Below are 17,843 nucleotides of genomic sequence, written 5' to 3'. Positions count from 1 at the left end.
GCAACACCTCACTATTTTTTTTACATAAAACAAAATCAATATTTTAAGATTAACAAACATTTACTAACTTTGCAATTCTAAAAAAAAGACAATAAAATAATGACTCCCATAAAGAATTTACTAACACTTATAGTTTCTCCTAAAAAAGGGTGGGAGAGGATATCTCAGGAGGGAATATCAATTGAGCAGCTATCCTCTACATTACTGTATCCTATTTTAGGGTTATTCGCCATTATTATCTTTTTATTAGAAATTGAATTTACTTCACTTCGAAGTGATTCCGGAATTGAGAGAGCAATACAGTATGCAGTAATTGGTTTTATGCAATTTTTTGGAGCATATTATTTAATATCATTTATAGCAAAAAAAGTATTTAAAAACTATAATACAAACAAGTGTAATACATATACTATGTATATTACATCAATAACCGTATTATTTTATATATTAATGACAATATTCTCATCCTATACAAACTATATAGCACCATTATCGCTATATATAATATATATAGGTTGGATAGGATATAAATATATTAATTCAGAATCTAATAAGACAAACTCTATATTTGTTATAACAATATCAGTTACGACAATTATGGTTCCTATAATAATATCTCTTATATTACGAACCCTTTTATCACTAATAGAATAGATGAAAACAAAGAGTCAAATAAATATAAAAAATAAACGTGCTACTTTCGATTATGAAATAATAGATAAGTACAAAGCAGGTATTGTCCTTACCGGAACCGAAATTAAATCAATTAGAGAAGGTAAAGCAGGACTTGCCGATACATATTGTTATTTTATAAATGGAGAGTTGTGGGTAAAGAATATGTATATAGCAGAGTACTTTTACGGAACATATAACAATCACTCAACTCGTAGAGACAGAAAACTTCTTTTAACAAAAAAAGAGTTACGAAAAATATCAAAAACAGATAAAGAATCAGGATTTTCAATAATCCCCACAAGACTCTTTATTGATGAGAATGGTAGAGCAAAGTTAGAGATTGCTGTTGCAAGAGGTAAAAAGATATACGATAAAAGGCAGTCAATTAAAGAGCGTGAAGATAAACGCTCAATGGACAGAATGTTTAAGAAGTAATTTTACTACATAAAATCAATATTTTTTGTTTATTGCAATCGGTTGTTGCAAAGATATAGATGTCTCCACCATCTTTAATTTTCAATTTCCTCCTTAACTCATCAGCCTTTAAAGGAAAATTTCTAACAGAGATATTAGCCACAGGAATAGTTTTAAACAAACTCTTTACTAACTTTGAAGAGAAGGGGATAACATTATCAATTTTAAATTTTCTTCCTTGAAAACTATTAACAAAACTATTTGAAGTATAAATGTGGCTACTTTGTGCTAATTTTTTAACATCATAAAACTTAGCAACTGATTTAAAAGCTCCAGCCTTTAAAATAGCAGAAGAAGGTTCATATAAGTAATTTAAAGGATCAGAGTAAACAATGTCTGATATACTACTCTCTTCAAGATATTTAAATTTATATAACGAAGTAGAAGAGGTTTGAATATCAACACATATAATATTAACATCATTAATAGCTGTTTCACTTTTATTCAACCTAAAAAGCAACTCCTTGCACTCATTCTTATATGATATAACATAAATATCGCAAACATATTTCAACTCATTAATTGACATTGAAATATCAGCCATAGGAGAGGCTTTAATATATACATCATTTGCCACCTCAAACATACGAGGTAGCAACTCAACAACATTAGGCTCACAATCAGCAAAAGCAAAAAGGCGTTTATTTGATTCACCCCTTCGAGCAGGATCAATATAGAGAGCATCAAAACCAATATTCTCTTTTAAAAAATCAGAGCAATCACTATTAATAACTCTTATATTTCTATTAAGTAATCTAAAATTATGATTTGCAGCCAAACAATACTCCGCATAGCGTTCTACGTATGTAACACTCGGAATAACAGAAGAAAAAGCAAGTGTGTCAATACCAAGACCACCAGTTAAATCACATATTGAGTTATAACAACCTTTTAGAATATGATTTGCCTTAAAACGAGCAACCGCTTCACAAGTACATTGTTCTGCTGACAATATAGAGGGGAATAAGAATCTTTTATTATGGGCAACAAATGAAAGTTTATCCTTAACCTTTTGTCGTGCTTCAATTTGATCAATAGCATATGAGATATTAAAATCCGAAACATTAGAATATTTCAGACGTAACGACAAACAATTATCATCAGCATGAGAATGTACAAAATCCCAAAATTGTTGATTAAGATCAGGTACAATCATTGTTATACAAGTTTAAGACCTATAATTGACACAATAAGCGTTGTAATAAAAAATAGTCTCGTAAAAGTTACAGGTTCATTAAAAAAGAAAATCCCCATTAAAACAGTGCCAACAGCACCAATCCCAGTCCAAACAGGATAAGCAGTACCCATTGGGATATATTGCGTTGCCTTAGCTAACAGTATCATACTCAATGCTAAAGAAGCAAGAAAGCCTAATCCCCACAAATAGAACTCTAATCCTGTTGACTCTCGAGCCTTGCCCATACAAAATGTAAAACCAACTTCAAAAAGTCCGGCAACAATTAATGTAATCCAATTCATATTGATAAAACTTTTAACAAAGTTAATATTTTTATCATTAACACAACCATTATTGAAGCAATTATCTAAACATAACACAGATAATTTGTGTTATATATATGTATTAAAAATTAATGGTTATGAAAGGTTTATGTTTACTAACCGCCTTCATAGGTGGTGTTGCTGCGGGTGCTGCAGTTGGAATGTTATTTGCTCCGGCAAAGGGATCTGAAACACGTGCTAATATTTATGATTTTATGAATAAGCATGGTATAAAACTATCAAAGAACGATCTCGAAGAATTAAAAAAATGCGTCACTAACGAGTGTGACAAAGAGGATCAAAAAGTATAGACAAAACCTCTTTTGCTATGATAGAAAACAAAACTAAGGGAATGATGGCGGAGGTTAATGAATACCTCCGTCTTCGTAAAGAACTACTAAAGACAGAAGCAACAATAAAGATAACACAAATTATATCATCTATATTAATTACAATAATAGGGATATTATTATTTACACTTATCACAACATTTATTGTACTGTCCATAGTATTTATTATCAAACCATTATTAGGAGAAATATACGCCTTTATAATAGGGACAACTATTTATATTCTGATATGGATATTTATATATCTCTTTAGAAAATATATTATCGATATTCCAATCGCAAAATTTATTACTAAAATAATAGAGTCATGAACTACTTATATCAATTAGAAGAGAAACGAAGGTTATTAAAAAATAAGATTACAACTAAGGAAGAAGAATTTACAAATTGCATATCTTCCCCAAGTAATAATGAAAACAATATAATTAGTAAAATATCAAATAAACTATCATTATTAACCTCATTTACTGAAGGTATAAGAGTAGGCATTTCTGTTTTGAAACTCTTTAATAAATAAAAATAAGAGGATGCCTATTGAGTATAAGTATATTTTTAGTAATTTTGTCATGAAAATATAAAGACAATAAACACCCAAATTAATGACAAAATGAAAAAAATCTTATCATTATTAATTATATCAATATTTATATCAATTACATTATCTGCCTCTGCACAACAAACCAACTACAAAGAGAATTTCTACAAACTTTTTATAAGTGGGAATGTAAGTAAGTGGGATAAATTAATAACACAATTTGAGGGAGATATAACAAAACGAGATGCAGTTTCAAAAACAGAATTATTAGGATACTACTACGGATATATAGGACATCTTATCGATATTAAAGACGAAGATCGTGCAGAAGATTATATAGACAAAGCCTTGCCATTAGTAACATCGCTTTCAAAGAATGATCCTAATAATGCTTTACTAAAAGGATATCACGCAAATATAATTGGATTCCAAATAGCAATGTCACCACTAAGAGCAACAACACTTGCACGAGGTATGATGAAAAATGCAAAAGCAGCAATAAATCTTGCTCCAGAAGATCCAATAATTAATATATTATCAGGTAATATCTTCCTATATATGCCCGATTTCTTAGGAGGAAATACAAAGCAATCATTAGAACAATATAAAAAAGCATTAGTTGCATTTGAATCAGATGATAAATTAAGGGAAAACAATTGGATGTATATTCAACTAATGGTTACGACAGCCATAGTATATGAAAAGTTAGACAACTATACTGAGGCAAAAAAAATGTACGAAAAGGTATTGCAACTATATCCAAACTATCCTCATGTAAGAGATAAAAAATACCCCAACCTTCTAAAAAAGATGAATAAAAAATGACAGGGCAATATATCGAAACAACACTAATTATAACACCCTATTCTGAGGATGCCGCTGATGTAATGGCGGCATTATTAGCAAATGAAAATTACGAAACATTTATCCCTTCAGAAAACGGAATCAAATGTTATATATTAAAAGAGAATTATTCTGAAGATATAGTTACTGAAGCAATAGCACAAAACCCTTTTGACTGCGACATAACTTATAATAGCATTGAGGTAGAGAATGAAGATTGGAATAAAACTTGGGTAGAAGAGAGTTTTACACCAATATATATAGGTAATGAATGTGTAATTCACTCACCCAAAGACACTATTACAACAAATCCCAAATACGACATCCTTATAAATCCTATAATGGCGTTTGGAAGTGGACATCATCAAACAACAGCTATGATGACACAATGGATATTAGAAGAAGATATTGCAGGAAAAGATGTATTAGATATGGGATGTGGCACAGCCATACTTGCGATAGCATCAACAAAATGTGGAGCAAAAAATGTATCTGCTATTGATATAGATGAACGAGCATATAACAATGCTATCGATAATGCAAAGCTTAATCAATGCACAAATATGGATATACGATTGGGTGGGGCAGAGGCAATAGGTATTTCAACTTTTGACATAATACTAGCCAACATAAACAAAAATATCCTAATATCTGATATGGAGATATATGCTAAAGCAATAAATAAAGAAGGAATACTATTCGTTAGTGGATTTTACAATTCAGATATAGAAGATATTGAGGTAGAAGCATTAAAGTATAACTTTAAGCTCATAAGCAAAAAAGAAAAAGATGATTGGGCTTCTTTAAAACTACAAAAACAGTAATTAAAACCTAAGATTCACAACTATCCAAAATATCAAAAAAAAGAAGAACCTCATGAATAATAAGGTTCTTCTTTTTACATAAAACCAATATTAAAATTATATTCTAAGAGTTTAGCAACTTCATATATTCATTATAAGATATATGTCTTCCGCCCATTGATTTTAAGTGCGAAGTTTCATATTGGCAATCAATAAGCACACCTCCATTCTCTTTAAGAAATAGAGCAAGAGTTATCAATGCCAACTTTGAAGTATTAGGCTCTAATGAAAACATACTCTCACCCATAAAAGCATTGCCAATAACAACACCATATAGTCCGCCAACAAGCAGATCGTTCTCGTTATCTTTTCTCCATACCTCAACACTTGCAGCGTATCCTTGTTTTTGAAGTTCAGTATATGCTTTAATTATATCAGGACTTAACCAAGCTCCAAAATCTTTATCCCTATCATCAACTTTACAACAGCCATTTATAACACCCACAAAGTCTTTATTGATAGTAACCTCATATAATCCTTTATTTATAAGTTGCCTCATTGAATGGCTCACGTGTATCTCCTCAGGGAATATCACAAACCTATCCAAAGGACAGTGCCATTCAGGTGTTTTATCTAATTTATAAGCAAAATATGGAAAATATCCGTTACTATATGCCAATAATAACCTATCAACAGACAATTCTCCACCAATAGCGATAATCTCATCAGTCTCACAAGAAGTAGGGTCGGGAAACCATAATTCATTATCTAATTTATACAACTTCATTTTCTAAAATCTTATGGTCAATTTTTATCTCACCACCATTTTTTAGACTTCCAAATAATATCTCACGCATTAAGATAGGCTTTAACTTTTGAGCAATAACTCTATCCATCTCTCTTGCTCCATACTCTACAGTATATCCTTTATTCAAAAGATACTCTAAAGCCTTGGGCGTTAACTTCATTTTTACACTCTTTACTTTAAGTTTTGCTTCAAGTTCTTTCAGTTTCTTTTTAAGGATAAGTTTTGCCATTTCTCTGTCCATATCATGGAAGACAACTGTTCCTGATAAGCGATTTAAAAATTCAGGTTTGAATGTTTTCTTTACTTGTTTCATCATAGCGTCCCCTCGAGAAACAGAGCCGGCAAAACCTACCGAAGCTTGAGAAGCATATTGTGCACCAGCATTAGTAGTCATTATTATAATAACATTTCTAAAATCTGCTTGGCGACCTTTATTATCGGTTAAACGAGCATAATCCATTACCTGCAAAAGAATATCATAAATATCTTGATGAGCCTTTTCAATCTCATCAAGTAACAATACACAATTTGGAGATTTACGTATAGCATCAGTTAGCAAACCGCCATCTTCATAACCCACATATCCTGCAGGAGAACCAATAAGTTTTGCAACAGAGTGTTTCTCAGTATATTCGCTCATATCAAATCTGATTAAATCAACAGATAGCTCTTTAGACAAAACACGAGCCAATTCTGTTTTACCAACACCTGTTGGTCCAACAAAAAGCAACGAAGCCAAAGGTTTATTCTCATCCAACAAACCGGCACGAGACATCTGTACCGCTTCAACAACCTGCCTTACAGCCTCATCTTGCCCATAAATTTGTGATAACATTCTTGATGATAATTTATACAACAACTTATACTCATTATCATCAGCATCAGCCAAAGCAGAAACTTTACAAGTTTTAGACAAAATATCAGCAATATCTGATTTGTTAATTACCTTACCTCTCTTCTCAATCTCTTTAACAGCACCTGCCTCATCAATTAAATCAATAGCCTTATCAGGGAGAAATCTATCGTTAATATGCTTAGCACTCGCCTCAACAGCGTATGATATAGCATCTTCAGAATATGTCACATTATGATACACCTCATATCGAGGAAGTAATTGCTTAATTATATTCTTTGTCTCTTCAATAGAAGGTTCCAAAATATCTATCTGCTGAAAGCGCCTAATCATACCCTTTGAACGAGAAAAATGCTTATTATATTCCTCGTAGGTTGTTGAACCAATAAAACGAACAACACCAGCTTCAAGGTAAGGTTTAAGCATATTTGAAGCATCCATAGCCCCCTCGCTATTAGAACCTGCACCAACAAGAGTATGAATTTCATCAATATAAACAATATTATTATCGCTCTCACTTTGAATACCATCCATAATTTGCTTTATGCGATTTTCAAAATCACCTCTGAATTGAGTACCAGCCAAAAGAGTTCCAACATCAACCTTATATATTCTACTATTTTTCAACCTATCTGGGACATTGCCCTCTTCAATTAAACGAGCAAGTCCCCAAATTAGAGCGGTTTTACCCACTCCTGGTTCACCAATATGCAAGACGTTATTTTTATCAAGACGACATAAAATTTGAATAGTGCGTTGCAACTCATTTTTACGACCTATTAGGGGATTTTGCCTATCGTAATAATCATTCATGCACACAACATACTCTTTCCACGCAATATCATCAAGGTTAGGCAAATCATATTTCCCATCATGGAAATCATTATCAAATGCAACATATTCAATCAATTTTCCAATAAAGGCCTCAACATTATTATCAACACTTTTTCTAAGCAAATATGCAGCCCACGATTCTGTCAATTTAAAAATACCTTTAATAATGTTATGAATATCCATATATTCAATATTACTATCTTTAGTATCTTCAAGAGCGTATTGAATAACCTCTGACAATTGTGATGAAATCTCGGGATCATAGTCATCATCAGATGGCACAGTTTCAAGTTTCGACAAAAAATCTTCAATTTCAAGTTTTAAATCATCAGAATCGTAATAGATATCAATAGCATCATTAAAATTATCATCAGAAATCATAGCATAAAGCATATGTTCTGGCATAAGAAATTGATGTCTATATTGCTTACATATATATAGAGCTTTATTAAATATATTAGAGAGTCTATCAGTTTGTTTTATATTTGGCATAGTATAATTTATTCAGCTTCAATAGTTAAATGTAAAGGAAAATTATTTTTACGAGCAAGGCTAGTTGCCATAGATGCTTTTGAATGAGCAATATCATACGTATAAGTACCCACAATTGCTTTACCCAAGTTATGAACTTGCAACATTAACTCCGTTGCATCAACTTCAGAATAAAAAAATATATCCATCAGAATCATCACAACAAAATCCATAGTTGTTACATCATCATTATGAATTATAACATTATACATACTTGGCTCTTTAGTATCTATGCGTTGTTTCTCTTTAATATTAGATTTAGTTTGTACCATATCTTAAATTCAATCTATTAATCAACAAGCAAAATTAAGTAAATAAAATTACTTTATAAATAAAGAATAATATCTAAATCAAAAAGATCACTAATTATATAACAATGTCATCATAGTATATTATTGATTTTTTTTGTAATATTGCAATAAATATTTGAGAAATGAATATAAAGGTTACAACATTAGTTGAAAACAGCGTAAAGGGTAGGGGACTACTTGCCGAACATGGGTTATCAATACTAATAGAAGCAAATGGCAAGCTAATTCTATTTGATACAGGAGCGAGTGACCTTTTCATAAACAATGCTAATGTTCTAAGCAAGAATATAGAGGAAGTTGACTACCTGATACTATCGCATGGGCATAGCGACCACACTGGAGGACTAAAATCATTCTTAAATCTCAATACAAAGGCTCAGATTATATGTAAGAGAGAAATCCTCACACCTAAATTCAGAGGCAAGAGAGAGAATGGTATTTGTGATATTGAAAATATAGATTTAAGCAGATTTATATTTATTGATAAAATAGCAGAGATCACAAAAGATATATTCGTTATACCAAACATTAAGATTATAAATACAGTTGATACTCACTTCTCAGATTTTGAAATCAAAACAGAAAAGGGCAGAATTCCGGATATATTTGATGACGAACTATTTATAGTTATAAAAAAAGACAATAAAATATCACTCTTAAGTGCATGTTCACACAGAGGAATAACAAACATAATTACCTCAGCAAGAGAATATTTTCCATTACAAAAAATCAAATACTTAGTGGGAGGATTTCATCTTGTAGATTCACTACCAATTGACACGCAAAACATAATAGAATACTTAAAGAGTGATATACCAGAGAGCATTGGAGTATGTCATTGCACAGGGTTGGATAGTTACACAATCTTTAAAAATAAATTTAACGATAAAGTATTTTATAACTACTGTGGGACAGAGTTATATATGTAAATAAAAAGCAATGTATCAAATAGAATTTAAATTAAAGAGTCGTAATAGGGGATGCCACTTAGTAACAAGCGAAGTATTATCAGCATTACCACCACTACCAAAATGTGGGATTTTGAACCTATTTATAAAACACACATCTGCAGCATTATCAATTAACGAAAATGCCGATCCTGATGTTCGCCACGATTTAGATGCAGCACTTAATGATATAGTCAAAGAACGCCAACCATATTATTTACACACATTAGAGGGAGACGATGATATGCCTGCACATATTAAAGCATCATTAATCGGAAGTTCGCTATCAATTCCCATAACCAACGGAAAACTAAATATAGGAATATGGCAAGGAATATATTTATGCGAATTTAGAGATAGTGCATCATCACGTAGCATTGTAGCAACAATTATTGAATAACAAATATTATAAAAACAAATTATATATCATGAAAAAGTTAACAAATCCATGGTGCGAAATTCCCGGATATTTCTGTTTTGGATGTGCGCCAGACAATAAAGCTGGAGTTAGAATGAGTTTCTATTCTGATGGAGAGGATGTTGTTTCAGTGTGGAAGCCTGAACAACAATTTCAAGGTTGGTTAGACACACTTCACGGAGGAATTCAAGCCGTAATGCTCGATGAAATTTGTGCGTGGGTAGTAATGCGAAACTGTAATGCAACAGGAGTAACCTCTAAAATGGAGACTCGATATTTAAAACCAGTATCAACAAAAGACTCATATCTAATTATTAGAGCAAGAGAAGTTGAGCGCCGTAGAAATTTAGTTACTATTGAAGCAGAACTATATAACTCAGCAGGTGAAGTATGCTCAAAGGCACAATGCCTATATTTTACATTCCAACCTAAAGATGCTCTTGTTGAGTACGTGCCTCAAGAAGGCGAGGAGATAACACTTGAAGAGATTATAGCATCGTTATAAATATGAAACCCCATATAAAACTATTTACACTATTACTCCTATTTAGTCTGAATATCTATTCAGGCGAACTCTCTCTATATACACAAAGCATACTTTCACAAAACAATAAAATGCGGCTAAAGAGCAACAATCAAAGTAACAAGATATATGCTTGTTATGTACATTTTTCAAATGTGTCAGCATTGAACGAGATTGAAAATTTAGGGATAAGAGTAAATAGAATTATAGATAATATAGCAACAATAAGAGTTTCACATTCATTAATAGAGGAGATTGCCAATATTGATGGTGTCGATAGGATAGAGATTGGGACTCTCGCCTTTCCCATGCTAAACGATGTTCGTATTGACAATAGCATTGATGATGTTCACAATGCAATTAATATACCATCATCATATACAGGCAAAGGAGTTATTGTTGGCATCATAGATCAAGGCATACAACTTGACCATATAAACTTCTACAATTCAAATGGAGAGTTGAGGATAAAACGCTATTGGAATCAAACCGACACATTAGGTAATACACCAGAAGGTTTTGATTATGGCAGTGAATACACAACACAGGCCGAGATTGAAGGCATAAAATATGATACAGACAATGGAACTCATGGGATACACGTTGCAGGGATTGCCACAGGAGGCTATAAAGGATGCGACTATTATGGAGTAGCAACAGAATCGGACATTGTATTTGTATCTTACGATGGATATTCATCAAGCATCTCAGATGCAATTTCATATATCTATGACTATGCAAATGAAGTAGACAAACCTGCTGTTATAAATATAAGCATAGGCAGTTTTATGGGTCCACGTGATGGTACCTCAGATTTTGACATTATCGCAGACAGATTACAAGGAGATGGCAAAATTCTAGTAGGAGCAGCAGGTAATAGCGGAGCAACCAATAGTCACGTATCAAAAACAATATCATCAAACTCTGACACATTTAAGACATTTATGCCATGCTCATATAATCTATACAGTTACACATCTCAAAACATTGATTATGTTGAGATATATGGCAACTCAAACACCAATTTAAACGTAAAATTATCACTATATAATAAAGCAACAAATACCTACGTATCACAATCCTCAACAGTATATTCAATGTTTGGTACATCAACAGCATACACATTAAACCAAGGTATTGCAGGAACAATAGAGATATACAGCGAAACGTTGCCAAACACAAGGAAACCGCATATACTCATAGTAAAATCACTAACACAAACATCAGATGATTATGCTATTGAGATTAGCATAAATAGTTCAAAAGATAATACAATACATGCGTGGAGTTATAGAGATACATTTGATAGTTATGGATTATCAACACACACTTCAGGAGATACCTATTATAGTATTAATGAAGTAGGAGGCACAGGAAACAGAATAATATCAGTTGGCTCTTATGTAAACAAACCTTCATTCGGAGGAGTTGTAGGAAGTATAAGTTCAGAATCGAGCAAAGGACCAACAACCGATGGACGCCAAAAGCCTGATGTAACAGCACCAGGCGAAGGAGTAGTATCTTCATTCTCAAATTCACCCAATATAGCACAAAGCAGTTATTACAAGCCCTATTTGGATTTAGGAACAAAAGTAACACAAAACGGAGAGACATACTACTATGGAATTATGAGTGGAACATCAATGGCTGCGCCAGTGGTAACAGGAATAATAGCCACATGGTTAGAGGCACGTCCAACATTATCGCCCGAAGAAATTAAAGATATAATCATTAAAACCTCAAGAAGAGATGAATTTACAGGAGAAACATCAAATTCAGACAACATCTGGGGATACGGAAAGATAGACGCATGGGAAGGTATAAAAGAGTGCTTAATCCTTAATGGCATTGACGGGGTAGAGCCCATCACAAATAACAATATTATAATAACACATAACAATTCAGCAAATAACATAAAACTACTATTTACAAAAGATATAGTCAATGCCGATATAAAAATATATGACATCACAGGCAAAGCAATATATTCAAAAAATATCAGTAGAGTTACATCGGGCGAAGAATCATTAATAGACACATCTACATATAAAAAAGGGGTATATATAAAAAGAGTAATAGGGGAGCATTCAACCATCACAAATAAGTTCATAATCCCATAGAAAAAAAATTAAAAAAAATATCGCTAAAAATATTGTCAATTTTTATAAAATCACTAATTTTGCACCTGAATAAAAAGGATACAAATCCTTAGATTTTTTTCATAAATAGTTAGTTGTTGTTAAGCATGCAAATAAAAGTACTTCTTCCGCCTATTAGCACACTGACAAAATTGTGTCAGATAATAGGGAGAGAGTACGTTTGCTGCCTAACTTTGAAAGTAATTAGAACAATATTATAAACGCAAAGGGCTCCCTATGGGATGTCCTTTTTTTGATTAAAGAAACAGAGTAAACACTATAAAATATTACGAATATGAAACAAGACATGATTGTTATTCTTGATTTGGGTAGCCACGAAAATACAGTATTAGCAAGAGCTATCCGTGCATTGGGTGTATATAGCGAAATATATCCACACGATATAACAGCAACAGAACTCAAGGCCCTTCCCAATGTAAAAGGAATAATTATAAACGGAGGACCTAACAATGTAATAGACGGAGTAGAGATAGACGTTCTTCCTGAGATATACGAAGCAGGATTCCCAGTAATGGCGGCAGGACACGACAAAGCACAATGTTCAGTAAAACTTGCACAATTTACCGATGATGAAGAAGCGATAAAAGAAGCAGTAAAAGGATTTGTTTTTGATGAATGTAAAGCAGAAGCAAATTGGAACATGACAAACTTTGTAAACGACCAAATAGAGTTAATTCGCCGTCAAGTAGGAAACAAAAAAGTATTGTTAGCGCTTTCAGGAGGAGTTGACAGTTCAGTAGTTGCAGCATTATTATTAAAAGCAATAGGCAACAACTTGGTATGTGTACACGTTAATCACGGATTAATGCGTAAAGGAGAGTCAGAAGCAGTAGTAGAGATATTCCGCAATCAATTAAATGCAAACCTTATATATGTTGATGCAACAGAGCGTTTCTTAACAAAATTAGAGAACGTAGCAGATCCTGAAGAGAAACGTAAAATAATAGGAGGGGAGTTCATTAGAGTATTTGAAGAAGAGGCTCGTAAACTTGACGGAATAGACTATTTAGGACAAGGAACAATATACCCTGACATTGTAGAGAGCGGAACAAAAACTGCCAAGATGGTAAAATCGCACCACAATGTAGGAGGACTACCTGAAGACTTGCAGTTTGAATTAGTAGAACCATTACGTCAACTATTCAAAGATGAAGTACGTGCATGTGGATTAGAGTTAGGTTTACCATACGATATGGTATATCGCCAACCATTCCCAGGACCAGGATTAGGAGTACGTTGTTTAGGAGCAATCACACGCGATAGGTTAGAGGCACTACGCGAGAGTGATGCAATACTACGAGAAGAGTTCAAGATTGCAGGACTTGACAAAACAGTATGGCAATACTTTACAATAGTACCCGACTTCAAATCAGTAGGAGTACGTAACAATGCACGTTCATACGATTGGCCAGTAATAATACGTGCCGTAAACACAATAGATGCAATGACAGCATCAATAGAGTTAATAGATTGGCCAATACTACAAAAGATAACAGACAGGATTTTGAAAGAGGTACCAAACATCAATCGCGTATGTTACGACCTCTCACCAAAACCTAGTGCCACTATTGAATGGGAGTAAAAAAGATAGGAGCAAATGCTCCTATTTTTTTTACGACTATAGAGCAACCTTTTGAGCAGTTAGTCGCGTGCAGCACTGACGAAGATAGTGCCACGCGGGATGCGATTGCCAAAGGCAACAAAAGGTTGGTCAATGGGATTTACGACTATAGACAAAACGAGTAGCAAATGTCGCACGCAGTACAGACGCAGTTTGTACACGTGCGGATTGCGAATAACGAGTTTTAATCAACAGAAATTTACAATAAATATAAAGAATTATTATCAAATTTAAGAGTATAACTAAATTTTATAACTATCTTTGTAACTAAAGTCAAGGCAATTTGACTAATAACATATTATCATAATTTGCTCAATCGCTCTCGAATCACCACCTCGGAAATGAACGAGCAAAAGAATACGCAATTGGGTTTGTACCTATAGAGGTGCAGACTTAACCATTGTGTATTCGGCTTGTGGTGAGCCTGAGAGCGTTGGCGAGAGTCTGCGCTTTCTTTTTTTTATAGTTAGTGCAGATATAAAAAAGGCAATATTGCAATAACTATAAAATTTTTAAGGCTATGAACCCCAAAGTAGAGGAATTCATCAATAAAATGAAAAAAGAAAAAGAATTTGAAGAACAGAAAAAGAGAGAAGAACTTTTAATATCTCTTGGTCTTATAGATGAATCAAAATCAACAAAAGAAATTAAGTATTTTGATGTTTGGGATGGGACAAAAGAGTGCAAATGGCATGCTTCCAAGCAAAAATATTGTAAAGAAATTAATTCTTATGTACCAATCGAAGTTACAGATGAAGAATACAATGAAATTTTAAAATATGTAACAATAGAGAATCCTATTGATAATAATACAAAAAGCAAAACAACAAAATGGTCTAATGTAATATCTGCAATTACATTGATAGTGCTTATAATTGGTATTGTCTCAGGAATTATAGTCTCTATAGCAATAGATTCTTTTATACCAATAGTTTATGTAGGAATATATTTTGTAATATATATACCATTTATGATAGGATTCTCTAAAATAGTTGAAGCTGCTGAGAAATATTTAGAAAAGTAATCAACTATAATATATACTTTTAAACAAACTCTTTTCGTAAGGTGTTAGTTTAACAAACATAAACTAATGCTGATATGAAAAGAGTTTATTTATTACTGTTTGCGATATTAATCGCTCCGTCTGTTATTAATGCTCAAGAATCAAAAAGAAAAATCAAAGAAGAAAGAGCATTAATTTTCATTACGGGAGATAACGTACCTTCCGAAGTTCAAATAACTGTTGACCTATTTAAAGAGAGTGAATCTCCTTATTTTCAAGATCCAAGAGCCCCTCGATTTATAATGGTTGACCGTAAGAACAGAGTTGCTTTTGGTATTGGAGGATATGTAAAGGCAACTGCTTCGTACGACTTTGCTGGTATTGCTGACAATATTGATTTTGTCACATACTCTATTCCTGTTCCAAAAGGAGATTTAAATAGGAGTCAATTTTTAATGGATGCCTCTACTTCTCGACTTTTCTTTAAATTGGTTGGTCAAAATAGAATATTAAAAAAATTTAGTGCTTACATCGAAACTGATTTCAGAGGTAATAACTATGCCTTGAGATTAAGGCAGGCTTATATATCGTTCAGAGGTTTATTGATAGGACAGAGTTGGAGTACATTTACCGATCTCGCAGCCATTCCTCCTACAATAGATTTTGAAGGTCCATCAGCAACGGTTGCTGCACGTAATGTTCAATTCCGCTATACATTGCCATTTAGGGAAAGATGGGAATTTGCTATTGCAATAGAGAATCCTAAATACACTGCTACAACTAATGATTTTGTTCAGATTGCCAAACAGAGATGTCCCGATATTCCAATCTATATTCAGTATGAATGGCAGAATGGTTCACATTTAAGATTATCAGGGGTTTTAAGAGGTATGCGATATAACGATTTACTAAACGTAAAAGGCCGCACCGCTTTTGGATGGGGTGTTCAGATGAGTGGTTTAGCTAATATGGGCAAAAAGTTCACACTATATTATCAAGGTGTATATGGCAAGGGTATATCAAAATATATTAATGACTTAGGAGGTAATAATCTTGACCTCTATATTTCAGAGAATGGTGGCAGATTAGAGCCTATGCCTTCGGCTGGCGCTGTTGTTGGATTACAATATAATATTACACAAAATCTCTTCACTTCAATAAACTATAGTTATTTAAGATTGTTTGATAATGGCGATATATTATATTCTCCACCAATGTATAAACAAGGTCAATATTTAGCGGCAAATATGTTTTTAACAGTTGCTAAAGATTGGCAATTTGGAATTGAATATCTATGGGGTGCAAGAAAAAACCAAGATGATTTAAAATCATTTGCAAACAGAATGCAGATTATGGCTCAATATAACTTCTAAACGCCTAAACTATTCGTAACGGATTGTTTCGGAGGGTTTGATTTTTGAAATTATTTGTGTGGGTATTGTTACCATTAAAAATAGAGTGAGCATTGCTCCAATATTTAATAATAGTAACAACCACCAATTAATTTCAATTGGAACTTCAGATATATAGTATGTTGCTGCATCAAGTTTTATAACACCAAAGTAGTATTGAATTGCACAAAGAGTCAATCCTAATATGTTTCCCCATAATACTCCTTTAAGTATCATATATGAAGAGAGATAGATAAATGTTCTTCTAATAAAACTATCGGTTGCTCCAAATGATTTTAAAACGCCTATTGTTGCAGTTTTTTCAAGTATAATTATAAGAACTCCCGATATAATAGTAAAACCAGAGACAAGAGACATCAGCACTATTATTATCCATACATTCATATCCAAGAGGTCAAGCCAATTAAATAGTTGCGGATTAATCTCTAATGCCGACTCCACAAAATAGGAATTACCATAAGCATCGCTATTGCCAATTATAGAGTATCGGAGTTCGTGAGTAAAAGAGTCGGTATCTGAAAACTCCTTTAATTTTATCTCTAATGATGTATATTGATCATCTTCCCACTTATTCACACTCTGCAAAACCTTTAAGTCGCAAAGAGCATAAAAAGAGTCATACTCAATAAAATTGGTATTATATATTCCCGATATATTAAATTTACGTACCTTTACTTTATCGCTATCTATAAAATAACATAAGATACTTTCGCCAACACCCAACTGAAGTTTAGTTGCTATATTTTCTGATAGCAATATTTGATTTGATGCAGTGGAGTCGGAGAGTAGAGGTAACTCTCCCTCAACCAAAGAGTTCTTAAAGAATGAGTTATCGTAATTAGCATCAATACCTTTAAGTATTACACCTGAAAAATCAGTATCAGTTTTAAATACAGCAGATTGCTCTGCACTCTTTCCAATTGATAATACTTTTGGCGATGCTTTAAGCATATTACATATTGAACTATCTACCGATATAGGGGTAGTATTGGTAAGCAGTTCATCTGTTATACCTGTAATTCGTACATGAGAGGCAAATCCTATGGCTTTCTCAGCAACACTATTTTTAAACCCAATAACTATTGTCAATGCCAAAATCATGGTTGCTATACCAAGAGCAACTCCTACTGTTGCAATTTTAACAGCAGGAGTACTCTTTTTATGATTACCTTCGGTATTAATTTTTTTTGCTATGTACTTTTCGAGTATCATAGAGTTCTACCCGGATATGCTTCTAATGCTT

The 17,843-nt window shown here is 32.9% G+C and carries 19 protein-coding genes; 13 read left to right on the top strand and 6 right to left on the bottom strand.

The features are described 5' to 3' along the window. Positions 1–99 precede the first annotated feature (99 nt). Positions 100–654, top strand: a complete 555-nt coding sequence (locus tag IKK64_08515; protein MBR4120100.1) for a hypothetical protein — start codon at positions 100–102, stop codon at positions 652–654. Then, positions 655–1,110, top strand: coding sequence for an SsrA-binding protein SmpB (gene smpB / locus IKK64_08510; GenBank protein ID MBR4120099.1), 456 nt, complete (start codon positions 655–657; stop codon positions 1,108–1,110). Here the strand turns inward: smpB and IKK64_08505 are convergent. Further along, a complete protein-coding gene (locus IKK64_08505) occupies positions 1,100–2,305 on the bottom strand; it encodes an SAM-dependent methyltransferase (protein MBR4120098.1) in 1,206 nt (401 codons plus the stop codon). The two genes, smpB and IKK64_08505, sit on opposite strands and share 11 nt — an antisense overlap. A 2-nt stretch (positions 2,306–2,307) precedes the next feature. Next, complete coding sequence (locus tag IKK64_08500) at positions 2,308–2,628, bottom strand: multidrug efflux SMR transporter (protein MBR4120097.1); 321 nt, start codon at positions 2,626–2,628, stop codon at positions 2,308–2,310. 119 nt (positions 2,629–2,747) lie between these two features. On the opposite strand from IKK64_08500, the gene IKK64_08495 reads away from it, so the two are divergent. From IKK64_08495 to prmA, 4 genes are all read left to right on the top strand, one after another. Continuing rightward, complete coding sequence (locus IKK64_08495; protein ID MBR4120096.1) at positions 2,748–2,960, top strand: YtxH domain-containing protein; 213 nt, start codon at positions 2,748–2,750, stop codon at positions 2,958–2,960. A gap of 17 nt (positions 2,961–2,977) precedes the next feature. Next, the gene (locus IKK64_08490) at positions 2,978–3,310 is read left to right on the top strand and encodes a phage holin family protein (GenBank protein MBR4120095.1); all 333 of its coding nucleotides are present in this window, start codon (positions 2,978–2,980) and stop codon (positions 3,308–3,310) included. A 296-nt stretch (positions 3,311–3,606) separates the two neighbouring features. Then, positions 3,607–4,359, top strand: a complete 753-nt coding sequence (locus IKK64_08485; GenBank protein ID MBR4120094.1) for a tetratricopeptide repeat protein — start codon at positions 3,607–3,609, stop codon at positions 4,357–4,359. Further along, positions 4,356–5,201, top strand: a complete 846-nt coding sequence (gene prmA / locus IKK64_08480; GenBank protein ID MBR4120093.1) for a 50S ribosomal protein L11 methyltransferase — start codon at positions 4,356–4,358, stop codon at positions 5,199–5,201. The genes IKK64_08485 and prmA overlap by 4 nt, the downstream gene beginning before the upstream one ends. A 103-nt stretch (positions 5,202–5,304) precedes the next feature. Here the strand turns inward: prmA and IKK64_08475 are convergent, their stop codons facing one another. From IKK64_08475 to IKK64_08465, 3 genes are read right to left on the bottom strand one after another with little or no spacing between them, the layout of a single operon-like run. Then, positions 5,305–5,967, bottom strand: a complete 663-nt coding sequence (locus IKK64_08475) for a leucyl/phenylalanyl-tRNA--protein transferase (protein ID MBR4120092.1) — start codon at positions 5,965–5,967, stop codon at positions 5,305–5,307. Continuing rightward, the gene (locus IKK64_08470; GenBank protein MBR4120091.1) at positions 5,954–8,167 is read right to left on the bottom strand and encodes an AAA family ATPase; all 2,214 of its coding nucleotides are present in this window, start codon (positions 8,165–8,167) and stop codon (positions 5,954–5,956) included. The genes IKK64_08475 and IKK64_08470 overlap by 14 nt, the downstream gene beginning before the upstream one ends. Before the next feature lie 8 nt (positions 8,168–8,175). Beyond that, positions 8,176–8,478: an ATP-dependent Clp protease adaptor ClpS gene (locus IKK64_08465; GenBank protein ID MBR4120090.1), complete on the bottom strand. Its 303-nt coding sequence runs from the start codon at positions 8,476–8,478 to the stop codon at positions 8,176–8,178. Positions 8,479–8,639: 161 nt separating this feature from the next. On the opposite strand from IKK64_08465, the gene IKK64_08460 reads away from it, so the two are divergent. The 7 genes from IKK64_08460 (at position 8,640) to IKK64_08430 (ending at position 16,561) form a co-directional block, all read left to right on the top strand. Continuing rightward, complete coding sequence (locus tag IKK64_08460) at positions 8,640–9,446, top strand: MBL fold metallo-hydrolase (GenBank protein MBR4120089.1); 807 nt, start codon at positions 8,640–8,642, stop codon at positions 9,444–9,446. Positions 9,447–9,456: 10 nt separating this feature from the next. Continuing rightward, entirely contained in the window at positions 9,457–9,864 is a 408-nt protein-coding gene (locus IKK64_08455) for a secondary thiamine-phosphate synthase enzyme YjbQ (protein MBR4120088.1), read from the top strand. Positions 9,865–9,892: 28 nt separating this feature from the next. Then, positions 9,893–10,387, top strand: coding sequence for a PaaI family thioesterase (locus IKK64_08450; protein ID MBR4120087.1), 495 nt, complete (start codon positions 9,893–9,895; stop codon positions 10,385–10,387). 2 nt (positions 10,388–10,389) lie between these two features. Further along, a complete protein-coding gene (locus tag IKK64_08445; protein ID MBR4120086.1) occupies positions 10,390–12,525 on the top strand; it encodes a S8 family peptidase in 2,136 nt (711 codons plus the stop codon). 313 nt (positions 12,526–12,838) lie between these two features. Beyond that, positions 12,839–14,146, top strand: a complete 1,308-nt coding sequence (gene guaA, locus IKK64_08440; GenBank protein ID MBR4120085.1) for a glutamine-hydrolyzing GMP synthase — start codon at positions 12,839–12,841, stop codon at positions 14,144–14,146. A gap of 559 nt (positions 14,147–14,705) precedes the next feature. Further along, positions 14,706–15,209 carry a hypothetical protein gene (locus IKK64_08435; protein ID MBR4120084.1) on the top strand — a complete coding sequence of 168 codons (504 nt, stop codon included), beginning with the start codon at positions 14,706–14,708 and terminating at the stop codon, positions 15,207–15,209. Positions 15,210–15,283: 74 nt separating this feature from the next. Next, positions 15,284–16,561 (top strand): porin, encoded by a 1,278-nt coding sequence (locus tag IKK64_08430; protein MBR4120083.1) that lies wholly within the window; start codon positions 15,284–15,286, stop codon positions 16,559–16,561. A gap of 9 nt (positions 16,562–16,570) precedes the next feature. Here IKK64_08430 and IKK64_08425 read toward each other — a convergent pair whose 3' ends face one another. Beyond that, positions 16,571–17,812: an ABC transporter permease gene (locus IKK64_08425; protein MBR4120082.1), complete on the bottom strand. Its 1,242-nt coding sequence runs from the start codon at positions 17,810–17,812 to the stop codon at positions 16,571–16,573. Positions 17,813–17,843 lie beyond the last annotated feature (31 nt).

Source organism: Bacteroidales bacterium, from assembly GCA_017521245.1.
GTDB lineage: Bacteria > Bacteroidota > Bacteroidia > Bacteroidales > G3-4614 > Caccoplasma_A.
The sequence above is the reverse complement of the archived record's forward strand: the minus strand, read 5'-3'. Positions and strand labels throughout refer to the sequence as shown.